At 71.6% G+C, this 18,422-nt stretch carries 18 protein-coding genes; 11 read left to right on the top strand and 7 right to left on the bottom strand.

From position 1 onward, the window contains the following. Positions 1–49: 49 nt before the first annotated feature. From ACZ4MH_RS29305 to ACZ4MH_RS29295, 3 genes are all read left to right on the top strand, one after another. Positions 50–166 carry an SGM_5486 family transporter-associated protein gene (locus ACZ4MH_RS29305; protein WP_351596266.1) on the top strand — a complete coding sequence of 39 codons (117 nt, stop codon included), beginning with the start codon at positions 50–52 and terminating at the stop codon, positions 164–166. A 235-nt stretch (positions 167–401) separates the two neighbouring features. Continuing rightward, positions 402–605, top strand: a complete 204-nt coding sequence (locus ACZ4MH_RS29300; RefSeq protein ID WP_351596269.1) for a hypothetical protein — start codon at positions 402–404, stop codon at positions 603–605. A gap of 107 nt (positions 606–712) precedes the next feature. After that, entirely contained in the window at positions 713–1,252 is a 540-nt protein-coding gene (locus ACZ4MH_RS29295) for a SixA phosphatase family protein (RefSeq protein WP_351596272.1), read from the top strand. 91 nt (positions 1,253–1,343) lie between these two features. Here the strand turns inward: ACZ4MH_RS29295 and serB are convergent, their stop codons facing one another. Then, positions 1,344–2,588 carry a phosphoserine phosphatase SerB gene (serB, locus tag ACZ4MH_RS29290; RefSeq protein ID WP_351596275.1) on the bottom strand — a complete coding sequence of 415 codons (1,245 nt, stop codon included), beginning with the start codon at positions 2,586–2,588 and terminating at the stop codon, positions 1,344–1,346. 146 nt (positions 2,589–2,734) lie between these two features. After that, entirely contained in the window at positions 2,735–4,486 is a 1,752-nt protein-coding gene (locus tag ACZ4MH_RS29285) for a streptophobe family protein (RefSeq protein WP_467754764.1), read from the bottom strand. 263 nt (positions 4,487–4,749) lie between these two features. Between ACZ4MH_RS29285 and ACZ4MH_RS29280 the strand changes: the two genes are divergently transcribed. After that, on the top strand, positions 4,750–7,338 hold the full coding sequence (locus ACZ4MH_RS29280) for an ABC transporter ATP-binding protein/permease (RefSeq protein WP_467754763.1): 2,589 nt from the start codon (positions 4,750–4,752) through the stop codon (positions 7,336–7,338). Between the two features lie 114 nt (positions 7,339–7,452). Here the strand turns inward: ACZ4MH_RS29280 and ACZ4MH_RS29275 are convergent, their stop codons facing one another. Further along, positions 7,453–8,235, bottom strand: a complete 783-nt coding sequence (locus ACZ4MH_RS29275; protein ID WP_351600395.1) for a transglycosylase SLT domain-containing protein — start codon at positions 8,233–8,235, stop codon at positions 7,453–7,455. A 505-nt stretch (positions 8,236–8,740) separates the two neighbouring features. Between ACZ4MH_RS29275 and ACZ4MH_RS29270 the strand changes: the two genes are divergently transcribed. Next, entirely contained in the window at positions 8,741–9,898 is a 1,158-nt protein-coding gene (locus ACZ4MH_RS29270) for a GAF domain-containing sensor histidine kinase (protein WP_351600398.1), read from the top strand. Then, on the top strand, positions 9,891–10,556 hold the full coding sequence (locus tag ACZ4MH_RS29265; RefSeq protein ID WP_351600400.1) for a response regulator transcription factor: 666 nt from the start codon (positions 9,891–9,893) through the stop codon (positions 10,554–10,556). Before ACZ4MH_RS29270 ends, ACZ4MH_RS29265 begins: the two co-directional genes overlap by 8 nt. 110 nt (positions 10,557–10,666) lie before the next feature. Here ACZ4MH_RS29265 and ACZ4MH_RS29260 read toward each other — a convergent pair whose 3' ends face one another. Then, positions 10,667–11,473, bottom strand: coding sequence for a hypothetical protein (locus tag ACZ4MH_RS29260; RefSeq protein ID WP_351600402.1), 807 nt, complete (start codon positions 11,471–11,473; stop codon positions 10,667–10,669). 87 nt (positions 11,474–11,560) lie between these two features. On the opposite strand from ACZ4MH_RS29260, the gene ACZ4MH_RS29255 reads away from it, so the two are divergent. The 4 genes from ACZ4MH_RS29255 (at position 11,561) to ACZ4MH_RS29240 (ending at position 14,840) form a co-directional block, all read left to right on the top strand. After that, positions 11,561–12,370: an ABC transporter ATP-binding protein gene (locus tag ACZ4MH_RS29255; RefSeq protein ID WP_351600404.1), complete on the top strand. Its 810-nt coding sequence runs from the start codon at positions 11,561–11,563 to the stop codon at positions 12,368–12,370. A gap of 126 nt (positions 12,371–12,496) precedes the next feature. After that, positions 12,497–12,910: an NfeD family protein gene (locus ACZ4MH_RS29250; protein WP_351600417.1), complete on the top strand. Its 414-nt coding sequence runs from the start codon at positions 12,497–12,499 to the stop codon at positions 12,908–12,910. Positions 12,911–13,039: 129 nt separating this feature from the next. Continuing rightward, on the top strand, positions 13,040–13,969 hold the full coding sequence (locus ACZ4MH_RS29245) for an SPFH domain-containing protein (protein WP_351600406.1): 930 nt from the start codon (positions 13,040–13,042) through the stop codon (positions 13,967–13,969). A 103-nt stretch (positions 13,970–14,072) separates the two neighbouring features. Continuing rightward, positions 14,073–14,840 (top strand): sulfite exporter TauE/SafE family protein, encoded by a 768-nt coding sequence (locus tag ACZ4MH_RS29240; RefSeq protein WP_351600408.1) that lies wholly within the window; start codon positions 14,073–14,075, stop codon positions 14,838–14,840. Between the two features lie 52 nt (positions 14,841–14,892). On the opposite strand, the gene ACZ4MH_RS29235 is transcribed toward ACZ4MH_RS29240, so the two are convergent. The 3 genes from ACZ4MH_RS29235 to ACZ4MH_RS29225 all read right to left on the bottom strand — a co-directional run bounded on the left by ACZ4MH_RS29235 (position 14,893) and on the right by ACZ4MH_RS29225 (position 17,153). Continuing rightward, positions 14,893–15,396 (bottom strand): HNH endonuclease, encoded by a 504-nt coding sequence (locus ACZ4MH_RS29235; protein WP_351600409.1) that lies wholly within the window; start codon positions 15,394–15,396, stop codon positions 14,893–14,895. A 393-nt stretch (positions 15,397–15,789) separates the two neighbouring features. Continuing rightward, entirely contained in the window at positions 15,790–16,329 is a 540-nt protein-coding gene (locus tag ACZ4MH_RS29230) for a YbhB/YbcL family Raf kinase inhibitor-like protein (protein ID WP_351600411.1), read from the bottom strand. Between the two features lie 41 nt (positions 16,330–16,370). Beyond that, positions 16,371–17,153, bottom strand: coding sequence for a sporulation protein (locus tag ACZ4MH_RS29225; RefSeq protein WP_351600413.1), 783 nt, complete (start codon positions 17,151–17,153; stop codon positions 16,371–16,373). A 215-nt stretch (positions 17,154–17,368) separates the two neighbouring features. On the opposite strand from ACZ4MH_RS29225, the gene ACZ4MH_RS29220 reads away from it, so the two are divergent. After that, the gene (locus tag ACZ4MH_RS29220; protein WP_351600415.1) at positions 17,369–18,019 is read left to right on the top strand and encodes a DNA-3-methyladenine glycosylase; all 651 of its coding nucleotides are present in this window, start codon (positions 17,369–17,371) and stop codon (positions 18,017–18,019) included. Positions 18,020–18,422: the final 403 nt, after the last annotated feature.

The following is an 18,422-nucleotide window of genomic DNA, read 5'->3' as shown; positions in this document are numbered from 1 at the left end:
GGTGGGTACCGGCGGCCCGCGCCCGCACGGCGTTTGCGACACTGGGGACATGCCAGTGCTCGAACCGAATCCGCAGGGCGGACAGAAGAAGCTGCTCCTCGTCCTGACCGCGATGCTCGCCGTGACCGTCGTGGTGGGGATCATCGCCAGCATCGCCTCACCCTGACCCGGCGCCGGCGGGGCCGCCTCGATGCGACGACCTCAGTGACTACCGCGGTGAAGCTTCCTCGGTAGGGCTGTCCCCACCGTCCCTTAGGGGGCCGGGGTCAGGGGTAAGTGGGTGGCGCACCTGATGGGCGGCGCGGTCCCGGGACCGTAGGTTCGAAGGACACCGCGCCGCCGCGGTGGGCGTGGCCGCACGGCGGCCGCGCCGTCCCCTCGACCGCACGGAGGCGATCCCCATGTCCGCCGCTCACACCCGGCACACCAAGGCCGGTGCCCGGCCCGTGCGGCTGCCGTGGTGGGCCGTGGCCCTGGCGGTGGTCTCCTTCGTGGCGCTGCTCTCCGTGATGACCTCCGCGGCGAAGGCCGACGCCGCCGGCGTACCGCCGTCCCTCGCGCCGCTGGTCGACCTCCTCGCGCGGCTGCTCGGCGCCGGGCTGTAGGCGGCGCCGGGAGGCGGTACGGAGGCGCTGCGGTGCCTGCCCGCTTTGTGGGATGAGGCTGTCAACACCCCGCGCCCCGCGCCGCTTTTCATGCGAAGCTGGGACACATGAGCGTCGATTTCCCCCGCCGGATTGTCCTTCTCCGACATGCAAAGGCCGAATGGTCGCAGGAGAGCGACCACGAGCGGCCGCTCGCCGAGCGCGGCCGCCGGGACGCCCCCGTCGCCGGACGATGGCTCGCGGGCGCGGGCATCAGTCCCGATCTGACCCTCTGTTCCACCTCCGTCCGCACCCGCGAGACCTGGAAGGCCTGCGTCCACGAGCTGCCCCAGCGCCCGAAGACCGTCTATGAGGACCGGCTGTACGAAGCCTCGCTCGGCGACCTGCTCGCGGTGGTCAACGAGGTCCCGGACGACGTGCAGGACCTGCTGCTGGTCGGCCACAATCCGGGCATGCACGCCCTCGCCGACGCGCTCTCCGGCGAGGCGGACGGCGAGCTGCTGACCAGGATGAACCGCAGCGGCTTCCCGACCGCCTCCCTAGCGGTGGTGACCTTCAACGGCTCCTGGAAGTCCGTCGAGCACGGCGTCGGCCGGCTGGTCGCCTACTGGACGCCCCACGACGGAGCGCCTGCGCCCGAACTGTGAACGCCGGCGCGCGCGGACGGCAGGGACCGCGTACGCCACAGGGCCCCGGCGCACCTCGCGCCGGGGCCCTGTGGTGTAGGGAGGCGGGCGGTCAGTCCGCGATCGTGTCGGCGGCCTCGACCTCTTCGCGGGTGACGCCGAGCAGGTACAGCACGGTGTCCAGGAACGGCACGTTCACGGCGGTGTGCGCGGCCTCCCGTACGACCGGCTTGGCGTTGAAGGCGACGCCCAGGCCCGCCGTGTTCAGCATGTCCAGGTCGTTGGCGCCGTCACCGATCGCGACCGTCTGCGCCAGCGGCACCCCGGCCTGCTGGGCGAAGGAGCGCAGCAGCCGGGCCTTGCCCGCCCGGTCCACGATGTCGCCGGTGACCTTGCCGGTGAACCGGCCGTCCGCGATCTCCAGGGTGTTCGCCGAGGCGAAGTCCAGCCCCAGCTCGTCCTTGAGCGCGTCGGTGACCTGCGTGAAGCCGCCGGAGACCACGCCGACCTGGTAACCCAGCCGCTTGAGCGTGCGTACCAGGGTCCGCGCGCCGGGGGTCAGCCGCACCTCCTTGCGCACCTGCTCCACGACCGAGGCGTCCAGGCCCTTCAGCAGCGCCACCCGGGCGTGCAGCGACTGCTCGAAGTCCAGCTCGCCGCGCATCGCGGCGGCGGTCACCTCGGCCACCTCGGCCTCACAGCCCGCGTGCGCCGCGAACAGCTCGATGACCTCGTCCTGGATCAGCGTGGAGTCCACGTCCATCACGACCAGGCGCTGCGCCCGGCGCTGCAGCCCGGAGGCGATCACGGCGATGTCCACGCCGAGCACGGCGGCTTCGGTGGCGAGCGCGGTGCGCAGGGTGTCGGTCGGGGTGCCGGAGACCGCGAACTCCACGGCGGTCACGGGGTACTTGGCGAGCCGGAAGATGCGGTCGATGTTGCCGCCGGTGGCCGTTATGGCGGCGGCGATGGCGGAGGTGGACTCGGCGGTGAGCGGGTGCCCGAGGACGGTGACGTGCGAACGGCCGGTGCCGCGCGGACGGTTGTCACCGGTACCGGAGATGATCTCGGCCTGGAGGTGCAGCGACTCGGCCCAGCTGTGCACGGTCGCGCGCAGGTCGCCTTCGGTGGCACCGTTCGACGCGCTTCCCGTGGGCGTGGTCACCAGGGCGCACAGCACGATGCGGCCCCGGGTCACGACCTGCTCGATGTCGACGACGTCGACGGAGTAGGCGGCGAGGGTGTCGAAGAGACCGGCGGTGATGCCGGGCCGGTCCTTTCCGAAGATCTTCACGAGAAGGGTCGGTACGTCGTCGCCCGGTACGGCGGTGGCAGGCGGTGTCTGCGATGCGCTCATGGTGCTCTTACGGTATCCGGCCGCGTCCCGGAACCGTACAGGTGTCCCGCCGAGTGGACGCCTGCCACCACGCGGCCGGGTGGGTCACGGGTCCGTACATGTCCGTACAGAGCGGGGTCCGGCCCGCTGCCCGCGCGGTCCCGTCCTCAGCGGCCCGCACCCGGCCGTCCGGGCGGCGGCGGCTCCGGCGGCGGCTCGTCCCGGTCCCGCCGCGGCCGGGGACGCGGCCGGGCGGGGCGGGGGAGCGGAGTGCCGCTCACGGTGGGCGCCGAGGCGGTGTCGCTGCCGTGCGGCGGCGGCTTCCGCGGCGGAGCCTCCCGAGGCGGGGCCTCCCGGGGCGGCTCCCCGGGCGGTGTCTCCCGGGGCGGGAGCGTCCGCATGTACGGATTGGTGTCCGGGTTCGGCCGCCGGTACGGGGGCGACGGCGTGTACGGCCCCGGAGCCCCCGGGCCTCCGTCCCCCGGCCCGTACGCCGTCGGTGCGTGCACCGGTAGCGGCGGATCCGCGGCGCTCCGGCCCGCGATGCCCGTCCCGACGGCCAGCAGCGCCCCCGCGAGCCCGGCCGCGGCGCCCCACAGCGCCCCCAGCAGCAGCCCGGCTCCGGGGCTCCCGCGCAGGTCGAGGCCCGCCCCGTGGACGCCGATCCCCAGGAAGGTCAGCCGGACGTCCGCCGAGACCTCCGTCAGCCGCACCAGCAGCGGTACGGCCAGTGCCGTCAGCGCGCCCAGCCGCAGCGCACAGCCGCCCGCGTACGCCAGGACGCCGGATCCCGCCCGCGCCGTGCGGGCGGCCGTCAGGATCCCGGCCAGCAGCATCAGCACCGCCGCCACCAGCGCCGCGACCCACGCCCACGCGCTCTGCTCGGCCAGCCGCTGCAGCGTGACCGGCCGCTCGCCCGAGCCGCCCAGCAGCGCCCGCAGCGGCGCGGGCAGGACCGGCAGCAGCGCCCCGCTCGCCGAGCCGTGCCAGGGCACGAAGAGACCCAGCGGCATCGCGAGCCACGCTCCGTTGGGCGCGCCCAGCAGCGCGGCGCCCGCCGCCCGCCGCGGCTGCCCGCCGCTGGTCACCCCGTACACCCCGGCCGCCAGCCCCAGGAGTACCGCGAGGCCCAGCACCTGGGTGAGCGCGGAGGCGGCGGGGCGGACGGCGCGGCCCGCGCCGGCCAGCGCGCGGGGGAGCGGGGTGCGCCGCGAGGCCGCCAGCGCGATGAGCAGGACGGCCAGCGCCCACACCGCGCCGGCCACGAGCGAGGGCCAGGCCGCCACCTCGAAGTCGATACGGAGCCGGGCGTCCGCGAGGTCCGCGAGCCCGTCCGGCAGCAGCCGGCCGGGCAGCTCGCGCCCCAGGTCCGGCAGGTCGCCGAGGCCCGGCAGATCACCGAGCCCGGGCAGGTCCGGCAGCCGGTCGAGCGGTCCGCCGCCCCCGCCGCCCGGCGTCGGCAGCAGCCGCAGCACCGGGATCGTTACGGAGTCGTGTCCGGCCCAGGTGAGCCCGCCGACCAGCGCGGTGAACAGCGCGGCCACCGTCGCGGCGCGCGCCGCCAGCCCGCCCGGCGCGACCCCGCCCGGCACCGCGCGGAGCGACCGCAGGAACAGCGCCCCCAGCACCACGGCACCGGTCAGTCCCACGCCCAACGGCACGATGTCAATGGCGGTTTCGGCCGTCACGCCGGACATGCCGAAGGCCGAGACGTCACCCCGCGGGGTCACCGATCCACCCACCGCCAGCACCATGACGGCGGCCGTCATCGGGCCCAGCGAGCCGTACGCATCGGCGCCCAGCAGACGCAGCCCGAGCGCCGCGACGCCGGCCATCGCCAGGAACGCGCAGCAGACCGCGATGACGGCGGAGAGCAGCACAGCACCCGGCCCTGTGTGCGGAGTTGCGGTCGCGCTCATCGCGGCCCCCGATCGTGCGCCGATCGATGCTGAGTCACCCGTGTTGTGCGCATCGCGTGGCATCCGTACGGATCCGTGGGTGTCTCCCACTCTCCGGGGGCCTTTCGCCGGCGTCAACCGACGACAACACTGTCCGCTTCGTGCTCTTGTCACGGCCCGGCTTTCGGTCGCGGCCCGCTGCCTGGAATAGTTCCCCAGGATGTTCGCCATCCCTAGACTTCCCGTGCAGGGGGTCACTCGGGGGACAACTAGTGGGGCATGGAGTGCCTGAACTCGTACTCGAAATCAATGGAATGACCTGGACGCTCGATCCGTCCCGGTCGTACAGCCTGGGGCGCGATCCCCAGGGCGATGTGGTGCTGGACGACGCTCGGGTGTCCTGGCGGCACGCGACCGTGCGCTGGGGAGGGCGCAGTTGGGTCATCGAGGACCACGGCAGTACCAACGGCACGTATGTGCAGGGGCAGCGGATCCACCAGATGGAGATCGGCCCCGGCTCGGCCGTGCACCTCGGCAACGCCACCGACGGTCCCCGGCTGACCCTCAGCGGTACGGCGGCGGCCGCAGCGGCGGACGCGTACGCCGCGCAGCCCACGGCTCCGGCCAACGACGCGTACGCCGCGCAGCCGGCGGCCGGGGCCCCCGCACAGCAGGGCGCCCCCGGCTGGGCGGGCGCGCAGCAGCAGCCGGCGCCGCAGCAGGGATGGCAGGGCGCGCCGCAGCAGCAGAGCGCGCCGCAGCAGGGCATGCCCCCGCAGGGGCCGCCGTCGCACGGCGCCGGCATCCCGCCGCAGGGCGGGCCGCAGCAGCCCCCGGCACAGGGCGGCGCGGCTCCGCAGGCGGCGGGCGACCGCAGCCCGACCACCTTCCACCAGCTGGACCTCGGCCGCGTCATGCGCATCGGCCGTGCCCTGGAGAACGAGCTGGTCGTCTCCGACCTGCAGGTCTCCCGGCACCACGCGGAATTCCGGGCCACGCCCGACGGCCGCTTCGAGATCCACGACCTGGGCAGCCACAACGGTACGTACGTCAACGGCCAGCCGGTCCCCAAGAGCGGCTCGGCCCTCATCGGGCCCAACGACACCGTCGGTGTCGGTCACTCGACGTTCCGGCTGGTCGGCGACCGGCTGGAAGAGTTCGTCGACACCGGTGAGGTCTCCTTCTCCGCGCGCCACCTGACCGTCACGGTCGAGGGCGGCAAGCAGATCCTGAAGGACGTCTCCTTCGGCGTGCCCGAGAAGTCGCTGGTCGCGGTCATCGGCCCGTCCGGCTCCGGCAAGTCCACGCTGCTCAAGGCGCTCACCGGTTACCGCCCCGCCAACCAGGGCGACGTCCTCTACGACAACCGGAACCTCTACAAGCAGTTCGCCGAGCTGCGGCAGCGCATCGGTCTGGTCCCGCAGGACGACATCCTGCACAAGGAGCTGACCGTCCAGAAGGCGCTGCGGTACGCGGCCAAGCTCCGCTTCCCCGGTGACACCGCGGAGGCCGAGCGCGAGGCCCGCATCGACGAGGTGCTGCACGAGCTCAAGCTGCACGTGCACAAGGAGAAGAAGGTCACCTCGCTCTCCGGCGGCCAGCGCAAGCGCGTCTCGGTCGCCCTGGAGCTGCTGACCAAGCCGTCGCTGATCTTCCTGGACGAGCCGACCTCCGGCCTGGACCCGGGCATGGACCGCGACGTCATGAAGCTGCTGCGCGACCTCGCCGACGACGGCCGCACGGTCCTGGTCGTCACGCACTCCGTCGCCGAGCTCGCGCTCTGCGACAAGCTGCTGGTCATGGCGCCCGGCGGCGGCGTCGCCTACTTCGGCCCGCCCGAGGAGGCGCTGAACTTCTTCCAGTACGAGACCTGGGCGGACGTCTTCTCGGCGTTCGAGAACTACCGGGACTACGACTGGATGGGCCGCTGGCGCGGCTCCCCGCACTACCAGATGTACGCGGCCGACATCGACGCCGTGGCGCCGCAGTCGGTCAGCGTCCAGGCGCCGCCGGCCCGCATGCAGAAGTCCCAGAGCTGGGGCTCGCAGCTGTGGACCCTGATGCGGCGGTACGTCTCCGTGATCGCCTCCGACCGCGGTTTCCTGGGCCTGATGCTGATCCTGCCGGCCGTGCTCGGCGTGGTCTCCATGCTGATCCCCAGCGACTTCGGCCTCGGATACGGGCCGCTGAACCGGGCCCGTACCAACCGCGACGCCACGACGATCATGCTGATCCTCACGGTCGGCATGTGCTTCTCCGGCGCGGCCAACTCCGTACGCGAACTGATCAAGGAACGCGTCATCTACGAGCGCGAACGGGCCACCGGCCTGTCCCGCTCGGCGTATCTGATGTCCAAGGTGATCGTGCTCGGCCTGGTCACGGCCGTGCAGGGCGTGATCATCGCGGTGATCGGCTTCTCGACCCGGAACATGCCCTCCGAAGGCCTGATCATCAAGGACCTGCCCGCCATCGAGATGACCGTCGCGATCATCGCGCTCGGCTTCACCTCGATGATGTTCGGCCTGCTGATCTCCGCGCTGGTCAAGACCGCCGAGAAGACCATGCCGCTGCTGGTCATGTTCGCCATCGTGCAGGTCGTCTTCACCGGCGTGCTCTTCCAGCTCTTCGACACCCCGGGCGTCGCGCAGGTCTCCTGGCTGATGCCCTCGCGCTGGGCGGTCGCCGCGCTGGGCGCCACCGCGGACCTGAACACCCTGCTCCCCTGGGAGAAGGGCAACCCGGACCCGCTGTGGCAGCACCAGACCGGCGTCTACGTGATGGACATGGTCTTCATGCTGGCGCTCGGCGTGATCCTCGCCTTCGCGGTGGCGCGCCTGCTGCGCCGCCACGAGCCCGAGGTCATGCGCAAGTGACGCTCCCCTGAGGCAGCGCATACGAAGAGCCGCGAGGGGCGGCACCCGGGAATCGGGTGCCGCCCCTCGCGGCGTTCATCGTCCGGCGCCGGTGCTCCGGCGCGCCGCAGTGGCTCAGTACGCCGAGTCGACGTTGTCCATCGAGCCGTACTTGTCGGCCGCGTAGTTGCAGGCGGCGACGATGTTGGCGACCGGGTCGTACAGGTCGTTCGCCGTGCCGGCCACGTGGTACTGCTCGAAGGTCGGCTGGATGACCTGCAGCAGGCCCTTGGACGGGATACCCATCTGGGCGTTCACGTCCCAGTTGTTGATCGCCCGGGGGTTACCGCCGGACTCACGGATGACGTTGCGCTTGATGCCCTCGTAGGAGCCGGGGATCCCCTTCTGCTTCATGATCGAGAGGGATTCCTTGATCCAGCCGTCGAGGTTGTTGGCGTAGGTGACCGGCTTGCGCTCGGCGGACCGGCTCGCGGCCTGCGTCGTGCGCTGCTGGTCGGCCTTGTTCTTGGCGGCCTCCTTGGCCTGCGCGGCCGCGTCGGAGGCGGCCTTGGCCTTGGCCTCGGCGGCGGCCTTGGCGTCGCCCTCGGCCTGCTTCTTCGCGGCGAAGGCGGAGGCACCGGCCTGGTCGGCGGCACGGGTGCTGTCCTGGGTCAGCTCGGCGTTCTGGGCCTTGGCGGCCGCGTTGTCGACCAGGCTGTACGCCGAGGAGTCGTCCACCACGTGGTAGGCGACGGGCTTCACGTTCTGGGCCGTCGCGGAGTGGGCCGGCTCGGCGTTGGCCGAACCCGGGACGACGGCGAAGACCACGGCCGCGGCGCCGCCCGCGGCAACTGCGGCGGCGGAGAGCTTGTGATTCCGGTTCAGGCGGCTGTAGCCAGGAATGGCGTGCAGGGGCATGCGGAAAGAACCTCTTCCAATGGGGGACGTCGCGTGGGCCGGATTGGCGCGAGAACGCCGAGATCCTTTTCCACGGCGCCGGGCGACGTCAGCCATTGTTAGCGGTCGAAATTTGACCCTGCAATCATGTGACGTACGAAGCTGGATAGTGGAACCTCGGGCCACCGAATTGCGTCCGAAAGCACTCAGTCCAAGGGGTGCACCGGATCAACTCCTGCGGCTGCCCACATTCACACACCACTAACGCCGGTCGTAAGTGATGTACGCCCTATGCCCGGGCTCACATGTTTAGAGACGCCGGCTGCCGTTATGTCATTGACTCCATACGGAAAGTGAGCGCCGTCCGGGCAAGGAAAAGGCCGCCTTCCTTTCCCCTATATATAGGGGGCAGAAAGTCCCGGCCCCGGGGCGCCGATGGTCCTCCGCCGGCCCTACGCCCCAGGACCTAGCCGGGGCCCCGCCGCAGGCGGATACGTGCCGTGCGGGCCGCCGGTACGGTGAGTCCATGACCAAGGGACCAGGGGCGGAGCGGGGAGCCGGGCTCTCCGCGGTGAGCGGCGCCATCCTCGCCATGAGCCGGCACCTGGAGGTGCGCGACGTCCTCAAGACGATCGTCGCGTCGGCCCGCGAGCTGCTGGACGCGGAGTACGCCGCGCTCGGCGTGCCGGACGACCACGGCGGCTTCGCGCAGTTCGTCGTGGACGGGGTGAGCGAGGAGCAGTGGAAGGCCATCGGCCCGCTGCCCCGCCAGCACGGCATCCTCGCCGCGATGCTCCAGGAGGCCACCCCGCAGCGCCTCGGCGACGTCCGCCAGGACCCCCGCTTCGAGGGCTGGCCCGGCGCCCACCCCGAGATGTCCGACTTCCTGGGCATGCCGGTCGCCGACGGCGACGAGATCCTCGGTGCGCTCTTCCTCGCCAACAAGAGGTGCCCGAAGCCGGCCGGCGGCTGCGGCTTCACCGGAGAGGACGAGGCGCTGCTCGGCATGCTCGCCCAGCACGCCGCCATCGCCCTGACCAACGCCCGGCTGTACGAGCGCAGCCGCGAGCTGACCATCGCGGGGGAGCGCGCCCGGCTGGCGCACGAGCTGCACGACGCGGTCTCCCAGAAGCTCTTCTCGCTGCGGCTGACCGCGCAGGCCGCCACCGCCCTGGTCGACCGCGACCCGGCCCGCGCCAAGGGCGAGCTGCAGCAGGTCGCGCGGCTCGCCGCGGAGGCCGCCGACGAGCTGCGGGCCGCCGTGGTGGAGCTGCGCCCCGCGGCCCTGGACGAGGACGGCCTGATAGCCACGCTGCGTACCCAGATACAGGTCCTGGACCGCGCGCACAGCGCCAAGGTCACTTTCGCCTCCCACGGGCTGCGGGCGCTGCCCGCCGCGCAGGAGGAGGCGCTGCTGCGGGTGGCACAGGAAGCCCTGCACAACGCGCTGCGCCACGCCGACGCGCAGCGTGTCGACGTCACTCTCGTACGCCACTGGCAGGGCGCGGTGCTCCGGATCGCCGACGACGGCCGCGGCTTCGACCCCGGCGCCGTCCGCCGGGCCGGGCGCCACCTCGGCCTGGTGTCCATGCGGGACCGGGCGAGCGGCGTCGGCGGCACGCTCACGGTGGAGTCGGAGCCCGGCAAGGGCACCGCTGTCGAGATGGAGGTCCCCGGTGGCTGACGGAGGCAGGGGCCCGCTCGGCGGCCCCATCAAGGTGCTGCTGGTCGACGACCACCAGGTCGTACGGCGCGGGCTGCGCACGTTCCTGGAGGTACAGGACGACATCGAGGTCGTGGGGGAGGCCGCCGACGGCGAGGAGGGGGTCGCCGCCGCCGAGCGGCTCGAGCCCGATGTCGTACTGATGGACATCAAGATGCCCGGCATGGACGGCGTCGAGGCGCTGCGGCTGCTCCGGGAGCAGCACAATCCCGCCCGCGTGCTGATCGTGACGAGCTTCACCGAACAGCGGACCGTCATCCCGGCACTGCGGGCGGGCGCCGCGGGCTATGTCTACAAGGACATCGACCCCGACGCGCTGGCCGGCGCCATCCGGTCCGTGCACGCCGGGCACGTCCTGCTCCAGCCCGAGGTGGCCGACGCGCTGCTCAGCCAGGAGGACACGGGCGGCGGCCAGGGCCGCGGCGGCTCCCTCACCGACCGGGAGCGCGAGGTACTGGCCCTGATAGCGGACGGCCGCTCCAACCGAGAGATAGCCCGCGCCCTGGTCCTCTCCGAGAAAACGGTCAAGACCCACGTCTCGAACATCCTCATGAAACTGGACCTGTCGGACCGCACCCAGGCAGCCCTGTGGGCGGTCCGCCACGGGGTGGGCGCGTAAACGCTGCTGTACGGCGCTGGTGGGGGCCGCGCGCAGCGCGCCCCTTCAGGGGCGCGGGGAACTGCGCGCCCAGCCACAACGGTGCCGCGCCCGGGCGCATACCGACACCCCTACGGCGCCCGCCGCTCCCGCTCCTCCACAGCCGCGTTGTACGCCGCCACCTGCGCCCGCCGCGCAGTCCGCTCAACCGGACGCAACGCGTCCCCGCGCGCGGCCATCTGCGAGGCGCTGACCGCCGCACCGTGCTCCCGGCCGTCCCCGCCCGCAGGGCGGCTCGCGATGCCGATCAGCGCGCCGACCTTCTGCGCCAGCTCCAGCACCCGCACCGCGCGCGGCGGATACCCCGGCGCCAGCAGCTGCCGCCCGGCCTCGGCCCGCGCCCGATACGCCGCCAGCGCCGCGTCGGCGACCGGGCCCGATCCGGCCACATCCAGCTTCGCCAGCAGCTCCGTCGCCTCCAGCAGCGCCTGCGTCAGCTCCCGCTCCGCCTCGCCCAGCGAGGGCACATCGGCCGGCGGCGCGTCCCGTACGGCCATGCAGTGCCATACGACCTCGACGTGCACATCGCCCTCGGGCCCGGCCTCGTGCACCTCCGGCACCAGACCCAGCGCCACCCCGCACGCGGTGACCGCTTCCTCGGCCACTATCGCGCGGGCGTTGAACTCCGGCGGGCCGCTCAGTCCCAGCGGGTGCCCCGGCACCGGCAGCGCCACCCGCAGTCCGGTCGCGCCCAGCGCCCGCAGCCGGCCCAGCGCGAGCGTCAGCCCCACAGGGCCCGGCTCGCCGGGCAGCCCGGTGACGCGGTGCACCGCGTCACCCTCGGCGATCCGCTCCGCTGCGTCATCAGGTGGGACAAGCCCGGCCAACAGGGCGTTTCCCCACGCGGCCAGCCGTCCTGATCGAGGTTCATCGAGCATGGACCCAGCCTAAGGACAGCCGCTGACAATGGGTGGCGTAGGTTTGCAGAGGGCTGCGCCCACAGGCGCACCGACGACCGAGATGCAATGGGAGACAACGCGCTCATGAGCGATGTTCTGGAGCTGGTGGACGTATCCGTGGTCCGCGAGGGCCGGGCTCTGGTGGACCAGGTCTCCTGGTCGGTGAAGGAGGGAGAGCGCTGGGTGATCCTGGGCCCGAACGGCGCAGGCAAGACCACCCTCCTCAATGTCGCCTCCAGCTATGTCTTCCCGACCACGGGCACCAGCACGATCCTCGGCGAGACGCTCGGCAAGGTCGACGTCTTCGACCTCCGCCCGCGCATCGGCATGGCCGGCATCGCGCTCGCGGACAAGCTGCCGCGCCGCCAGACCGTGCTGCAGACCGTGCTCACCGCCGCGTACGGCATGACCGCCACCTGGCAGGAGCACTACGACCAGGTCGACGAGCAGCGCGCCCGCGCCTTCCTCGACCGGCTGGGCATGACCAAGTACCTCGACCGGAAGTTCGGCACCCTCTCCGAGGGCGAGCGCAAGCGCACCCTCATCGCCCGCGCGATGATGACCGACCCGGAGCTGCTCCTGCTGGACGAGCCGGCCGCAGGGCTGGACCTCGGCGGCCGCGAGGACCTCGTACGCCGCCTCGGCAGACTCGCCCGCGACCCGTTCGCACCGTCGATGATCATGGTCACCCACCACGTCGAGGAGATCGCGCCCGGCTTCACCCACGTCCTGATGATCCGTCAGGGCAAGGTGCTCGCCGCCGGCCCCATCGACCTGGAGCTGACCTCCAGCAACCTCTCCCGCTGCTTCGGCCTGCCGCTCGTCGTCGAGCGCAACGGCGACCGCTGGACCGCCCAAGGTCTGCCGCTCGCCTGACAGTTGGCGCGGAACGGGCCCTGACCGAGGTCGGGGCCGAAAAGCCCCGGCCCGATCCGGCCGCGATCGATCGCACCCTGTCCGCGACGCCGTCCGCGGATCTACCATGACACCGTGGATGCATGGGTGTGGTGGCTCATCGCTGCCGTAGGACTGGGAATTCCGCTCGTCGTCACCGCGATGCCCGAATTCGGGATGTTCGCGGTCGGCGCCGTCGCCGGTGCCGTGGTGGCCGCCCTGGGCGGCGGCATGGTCACGCAGGTCGTCGTCTTCGCCGCGGTCTCGATCGCGCTCGTCGCCGTCGTCCGCCCGATCGCCAACCGCGCCCGCTCCCGGCGACCGGGCGTGGCCTCCGGCATCGACGCCCTGAAGGGCAGGCAGGCCACGGTGCTCGAACGGGTCGACGGCTCCGGCGGCGGCCGCATCAAGCTCAACGGCGAGGTCTGGTCGGCACGCGCACTGGACGAGGGCCAGGTGTACGAGCCGGGGCAGAAAGTGGACGTCGTGGACATCGAGGGAGCAACCGCCGTCGTCATGTGACGTTCCTGCTCAACAGCCCTCTGCGGGACCGGAGAACGGCCTGCGCAAGAGGTGAGTCTCTGAAAGACTCGATCAACGACTCGCCGGGCGGGACCGGCCGACAGCTATGGAAGGACACGAGGAGCCACTGTGGAACCGATCATCATTGTCCTGATCATCCTGGTGGTGCTGGTGTTCATCGCACTCATCAAGACGATCCAGGTCATTCCGCAGGCCAGCGCCGCCATCGTCGAGCGCTTCGGCCGCTACACCCGCACGCTGAACGCGGGCCTGAACATCGTCGTGCCGTTCATCGACTCCATCCGCAACCGCATCGACCTGCGCGAACAGGTCGTGCCCTTCCCGCCCCAGCCGGTCATCACGCAGGACAACCTCGTCGTCAACATCGACACCGTCATCTACTACCAGGTGACGGACGCCCGCGCCGCGACGTACGAGGTCGCCAGCTATATCCAGGCGATCGAGCAGCTCACCGTCACCACGCTCCGGAACATCATCGGCGGCATGGACCTGGAGCGCACCCTCACCTCCCGCGAGGAGATCAACGCCGCGCTGCGCGGCGTCCTGGACGAGGCCACGGGCAAGTGGGGCATCCGCGTCAACCGCGTCGAGCTCAAGGCCATCGAGCCGCCGACCTCCATCCAGGACTCGATGGAGAAGCAGATGCGCGCCGACCGTGACAAGCGCGCCGCGATCCTCCAGGCCGAAGGTGTCCGGCAGTCCGAGATCCTGCGCGCCGAGGGCGAGAAGCAGTCCGCGATCCTCCGCGCCGAAGGTGAGGCCAAGGCCGCGGCCCTGCGCGCCGAGGGCGAGGCCCAGGCGATCCGTACGGTCTTCGAGTCCATCCACGCCGGCGACGCGGACCAGAAGCTGCTCTCGTACCAGTACCTCCAGATGCTTCCGAAGATCGCCGAGGGCGACGCCAACAAGCTCTGGATCGTGCCCAGCGAGATCGGCGACGCGCTCAAGGGCCTCGGCGGCGCCCTCGGCAACTTCGCGCCCGGCGGCGGCACCCCGCCCGCCCCCACCACCCCCCTCGAGAAGCCGTCCATCGACTGACACCGCGCCACGGCCGTCTCGGACCGTGGTCCCGCAGCGCACCCACCGGACCCCTGGTGCATGATCGGTTCATGACGCACCGATCACGCGCCAGGGGTTCCGCATGACCTTCTGGGAAGCGCTCGCCGTCTTCGCCGCGGGGCTGGGCGCCGGAGCCATCAACGTCGTCGTCGGCTCCGGGACGCTCATCACCTTCCCGGTCCTGCTCGGCATCGGCCTGCCACCCGTCACCGCCAACGTCTCCAACAACCTCGGCCTCGTGCCGGGCTCCATCAGCGGTGCCATCGGCTACCGCCGCGAACTGCGCGGCCAGGGCCGCCGCATCCTCCGCTTTGGCGCCACGGCCCTCGTCGGCGGCCTGACGGGCGCCGTCCTGCTGCTCGCCCTGCCCTCCGACGCCTTCGCCGCGATCGTCCCCGCCCTCGTCGCCATCGCCCTCGTCCTCGTCGTCCTGCAGCCCCGGCTGTCCGCCGCCGTCAAGGCCCGCCGCGCCCGCAACGGCACCGTCCCGCACCGCGACGGCGGCATCGCGCTCCTGACCGGCCTGCTGTTCTCCAGCGCGTACGGCGGTTACTTCGGCGCCGCCCAGGGCGTCCTGTACATCTCCCTGATGGGCCTGCTGCTCGACGAGGGCCTGCAGCGCGTCAACGCCCTCAAGAACGTGCTCGCGCTGGTCGTCAACGGCATCGCCGCGGTGTTCTTCCTCTTCGTCGCCGACTTCGACTGGACGGCCGTCGTCCTGATCGCCGTCGGTTCCGCGCTCGGCGGCCAGCTCGGCGCCAAGATCGGCCGCCGGCTGCCGCCCGCCGTCCTGCGCGGCGTCATCGTCGTGGTCGGCGTGGTCGCCATCGTGCAGCTGGCGCTGCGCTGAGGGCCGGTACTCGTACGCGTCGAGTACCGGCCCTCAGCCACCCTCAACCGTCCTACGCGGGCAGCGCCAGCCAGTCCGGCAGCTCGTCCCGCAGGGACGCCCCCAGCGCCGCCAGCATCGTGTCGGCGGGCGTCGGCACGAACGGCCGCCGCAGCAGCTCCATCCCCGCCTGCTCCGGCGTCCGGTCCGCCTTGCGGTGGTTGTCCTCGGCACAGGAGGCGACCGTGTTCAGCCAGGTGTCACCGCCCCCATGCGCCCGCGGCACGACATGGTCGACGGTCGTCGCCCGCCGCCCGCAGTACGCGCACCGGTGCTGGTCCCGCACCAGTACGCCGCGCCGCGACCACGGCGCCTGTCTTCGGAACGGCACCCGTACGTACCTGCTCAGCCTGATCACCTGCGGTACCGGGAGATCCACCGCGGCGCCCCGGATGCGCAGCCCGGGGTGCGCCTGCTCGACCACGGCCTTGTCCTGCATGACCAGCACGACCGCGCGCCGCAGCGACACCGTCGACAGCGGCTCGAAGCTCGCGTTGAGGACCAGCGTCTCGCGCATCCCGACCACCTCCCGCATCCCGTCCGCCGCTCGGCGAAGTGGCTCCACTGTGCAGTTCCAGTGATCCCCCGGACAACGCAATTTCCGTATGCCGCAAGGGAGATGACAGGTGAGCAGCGGACGAACGAATGGCGAACCGGGAAGGGGAGCGAGCAGCGGAAAAGGGGTACGCTCCGGGCCCCGTCCCCCGTGACAAGGGACCCGGAGCGTCACGGCAGCCGGCGCGGGCGTCCGACACGAAGCGGACTCCGGCAGACAGCGGGGGACACACCTGCGCCCCGCCGCCCCCGCCACTGCGGTGCCGACTGCCCGACGGCCATATGGCACCGTCGGCCAAGCACCACTGTGCGATCCGGGGCGCCGGGGCGCAACGGAATTACGGGCGAGCCCGCGTCACCCCTCGGCGGGGATCTCGTACTCGCCGATCAGCTGGGCCCGGCCCAGCGTGTGGAACCGCAGGTTGAAGCCCACCACGGCAGGCGACGCGTCCGCGTCCGGGCCGAGCTTCTCCTGGTCCACCGCGTACACGGTGAAGACGTAACGGTGCGGGCCGTCCCCCGGAGGCGGCGCCGCGCCCCCGAAGTCACGCGTCCCGTAGTCGTTCCGTACGTGCACCGCGCCCTCGGGCAGGCCCTTCATGTCACCGGAGCCCGCACCGGCCGGCAGCTCCGTCACCGACGCCGGGATGTCGAACACGGACCAGTGCCAGAAACCGCTGCCGGTCGGCGCGTCCGGGTCGTAGCAGCTGACGGCGTAGCTCCGGGTGCCCTCCGGGGCGCCCTCCCACCGCAGCTGCGGCGAGGTGTTCCCCGCGCTGAGCACCTGGGCGTCCGCCAGCGTCCCGCCCTCCTGCAGATCGTCGCTCACGACGGTGAACGAAGGCACCTGCGGGTGGAAATCGTGCGGGAGCGGCCGCCGCTTCAGCTCGGACACTGCAACACCTCCTGATCGTGTACTGACGTTTCCCGGCCAGGTTAGAACCAGTTGCGCTTGCCGCCCACCTCGGCCAGCCACTGGTTCAGGTACGCCGCCCAGTCCGTGCCCTGGAAGTCGTGCAGGCCCACCTCGAAGGCGCGGTAGGTGTCGCTCCCTTCGGTGAACAGCCCCGGCTTCTTGTCCATCTCCAGTACGACGTCCATCGCCCGGTCGTCCGCCACGAAGGACAGCTCGACCTGGTTCAGCCCCCGGTACTGCTGCGGCGCGAAGAACTCGATCTCCTGGTAGAAGGGCAGCTTCTGCCGCGAGCCCCGGATGTGCCCGCGCTCCAGGTCCGCGTTCTTGAAGCGGAACCCGAGCTGCCCGAAGGCGTCGAGGATCGCCTGCTGCGCCGGCAGCGGGTGCACGTTCACCGGATCGAGGTCACCGGAGTCGACCGCACGGGCGATCGCCAGCTCGGTCGTCACGCCGACGTTCATCCCGTGCAGGTGCTGCCCCAGGAACGTCGTCACCGGCGTCTCCCACGGGATCTCCAGCCCGAACGGCACGGTGTGCGCCGCGCCGGCCTGCACCTCGAAGGCGCCGCCCAGCTTCTGCTTGGTGAACTCGATGCTCTCCTTGCGCTCCCCCTCGCTGGTCTCGACCTCGACCACGGCCTGCAGCCCGACCGACAGCCCCTCGATCTGCTGCGGCACCGAACCGCCCTGGATGCGCACCTCACCCTGCACCACGCCACCGGGGACGACGTTCTCCTCGAAGAGCACCGTCTCCACCGACGCGCCTCCAGCACCCAGACTCGCCAGCAGCTTCTTGAACCCCATTGATCGTCCTCCCCAGGCACGTGCCTGTTCTTCGGTGATGTCCGGCCGCGGCACACCTGCCCGGTCCGGGTCCGATCCCTACGAACGCGAAACGGCGTACGGCGGTTCCCCCGGCGGCCGGTCGCCGCACGCCCACACCCTGCCAAGACGCGGTACTTCCCGGCCACTCCGCGGTCCCCGAAGAGAACGGGCGAGGTCCACTACCCTGGGAACGCATGATCTCCGAACCCACCCGTATGCCGCTCCCGCGGACATTCTTCGACCGCCCAGTCCTCGAAGTCGCCCCCGATCTGCTCGGCCGCACCCTCGTGCGCAGCACCCCCGAGGGCCCCATCGAACTGCGCCTCACGGAGGTCGAGGCGTACGACGGCGAGAACGACCCCGGCTCGCACGCCTACCGGGGCCGCACCGAGCGGAACGCCTCGATGTTCGGCCCGCCCGGACACGCGTACGTCTATTTCATCTACGGCATGTGGTTCAGCCTCAACCTGGTCTGCGGCCCCAACGGCTACGCCAGTGGTGTCCTGCTGCGCGCCGGCGAGGTGCTCAGCGGTACGGAGCAGGTGGCCGAGCGCCGCCCGAAGTCCCGCCGCCCGAGTGAACTGGCCCAGGGCCCGGCCCGGCTGGCCACCGGCCTCGCCATCGACCGGCAGCTGAACGGCACGGACGTGTGCGCGGGCCCCGGTGCGCCGCTGTCCGTCCTCCAGGGCACGCCGGCCGCCCCTGACCTGGTACGCAGCGGACCGCGCACCGGTGTCGGCGGCGAGGGCGCGACCCACCCGTGGCGCTTCTGGATCGCGGGCGACCCGACGGTCAGCGCGTACCGGGCACACGTCCCCCGGAAGCGCCGGACCAGGGCTGCTTGACTCTGCCCGGGCAGAGCCGTAACGTGGCCCGAGCCGCTTGAGACGGGCAGCGCTATGTGCGCACGCCGCAGGCGGCACCACCATCACTTTCGAACGACTCCCTCAATCGGGTCTCCATCGGCGTTGCCGAAAAACAGACTGCGATTGCGTCGGTCCGACCCCGTCGGCGCCGATTATGAGCAATCAAGGGAATCCGCTAAAGTGAGGGCACGCCGAAAAGCCCGCAGTGCAAATTGCAGCTCTACGGCGAACCCCGCCGACGGGAATCGGAAACGAATTCGGACCGACTGCGACTTTCGAGAAGCAGGGGAAAGAATGAGGATCTGATAGAGTCGGACTCGCCGGAAGGGAAAGCCCGAAAGGGCCGGACCGGAAAGCAACCCCGCTCCGACAGGGGGCCGGA

This window comes from Streptomyces sp. NPDC026301, assembly GCF_055567935.1.
The sequence above is the reverse complement of the archived record's forward strand: the minus strand, read 5'-3'. Positions and strand labels throughout refer to the sequence as shown.

What these genes read in the sequence shown, in the direction of transcription:
- serB (WP_351596275.1), bottom strand. Translation starts at nt 2,588, where the DNA reads ATGAGCGCATCGCAGACACCGCCTGCCACCGCCGTACCGGGCGACGAC.
- ACZ4MH_RS29285 (WP_467754764.1), bottom strand. Translation starts at nt 4,486, where the DNA reads ATGAGCGCGACCGCAACTCCGCACACAGGGCCGGGTGCTGTGCTGCTC.
- ACZ4MH_RS29235 (WP_351600409.1), bottom strand. Translation starts at nt 15,396, where the DNA reads ATGCGCGAGACGCTGGTCCTCAACGCGAGCTTCGAGCCGCTGTCGACG.
- ACZ4MH_RS29305 (WP_351596266.1), top strand. Translation starts at nt 50, where the DNA reads ATGCCAGTGCTCGAACCGAATCCGCAGGGCGGACAGAAGAAGCTGCTC.
- ACZ4MH_RS29275 (WP_351600395.1), bottom strand. Translation starts at nt 8,235, where the DNA reads ATGCCCCTGCACGCCATTCCTGGCTACAGCCGCCTGAACCGGAATCAC.
- ACZ4MH_RS29240 (WP_351600408.1), top strand. Translation starts at nt 14,073, where the DNA reads ATGACCTTCTGGGAAGCGCTCGCCGTCTTCGCCGCGGGGCTGGGCGCC.
- ACZ4MH_RS29260 (WP_351600402.1), bottom strand. Translation starts at nt 11,473, where the DNA reads ATGCTCGATGAACCTCGATCAGGACGGCTGGCCGCGTGGGGAAACGCC.
- ACZ4MH_RS29225 (WP_351600413.1), bottom strand. Translation starts at nt 17,153, where the DNA reads ATGGGGTTCAAGAAGCTGCTGGCGAGTCTGGGTGCTGGAGGCGCGTCG.
- ACZ4MH_RS29220 (WP_351600415.1), top strand. Translation starts at nt 17,369, where the DNA reads ATGATCTCCGAACCCACCCGTATGCCGCTCCCGCGGACATTCTTCGAC.
- ACZ4MH_RS29300 (WP_351596269.1), top strand. Translation starts at nt 402, where the DNA reads ATGTCCGCCGCTCACACCCGGCACACCAAGGCCGGTGCCCGGCCCGTG.
- ACZ4MH_RS29270 (WP_351600398.1), top strand. Translation starts at nt 8,741, where the DNA reads ATGACCAAGGGACCAGGGGCGGAGCGGGGAGCCGGGCTCTCCGCGGTG.
- ACZ4MH_RS29255 (WP_351600404.1), top strand. Translation starts at nt 11,561, where the DNA reads ATGGGAGACAACGCGCTCATGAGCGATGTTCTGGAGCTGGTGGACGTA.
- ACZ4MH_RS29295 (WP_351596272.1), top strand. Translation starts at nt 713, where the DNA reads ATGAGCGTCGATTTCCCCCGCCGGATTGTCCTTCTCCGACATGCAAAG.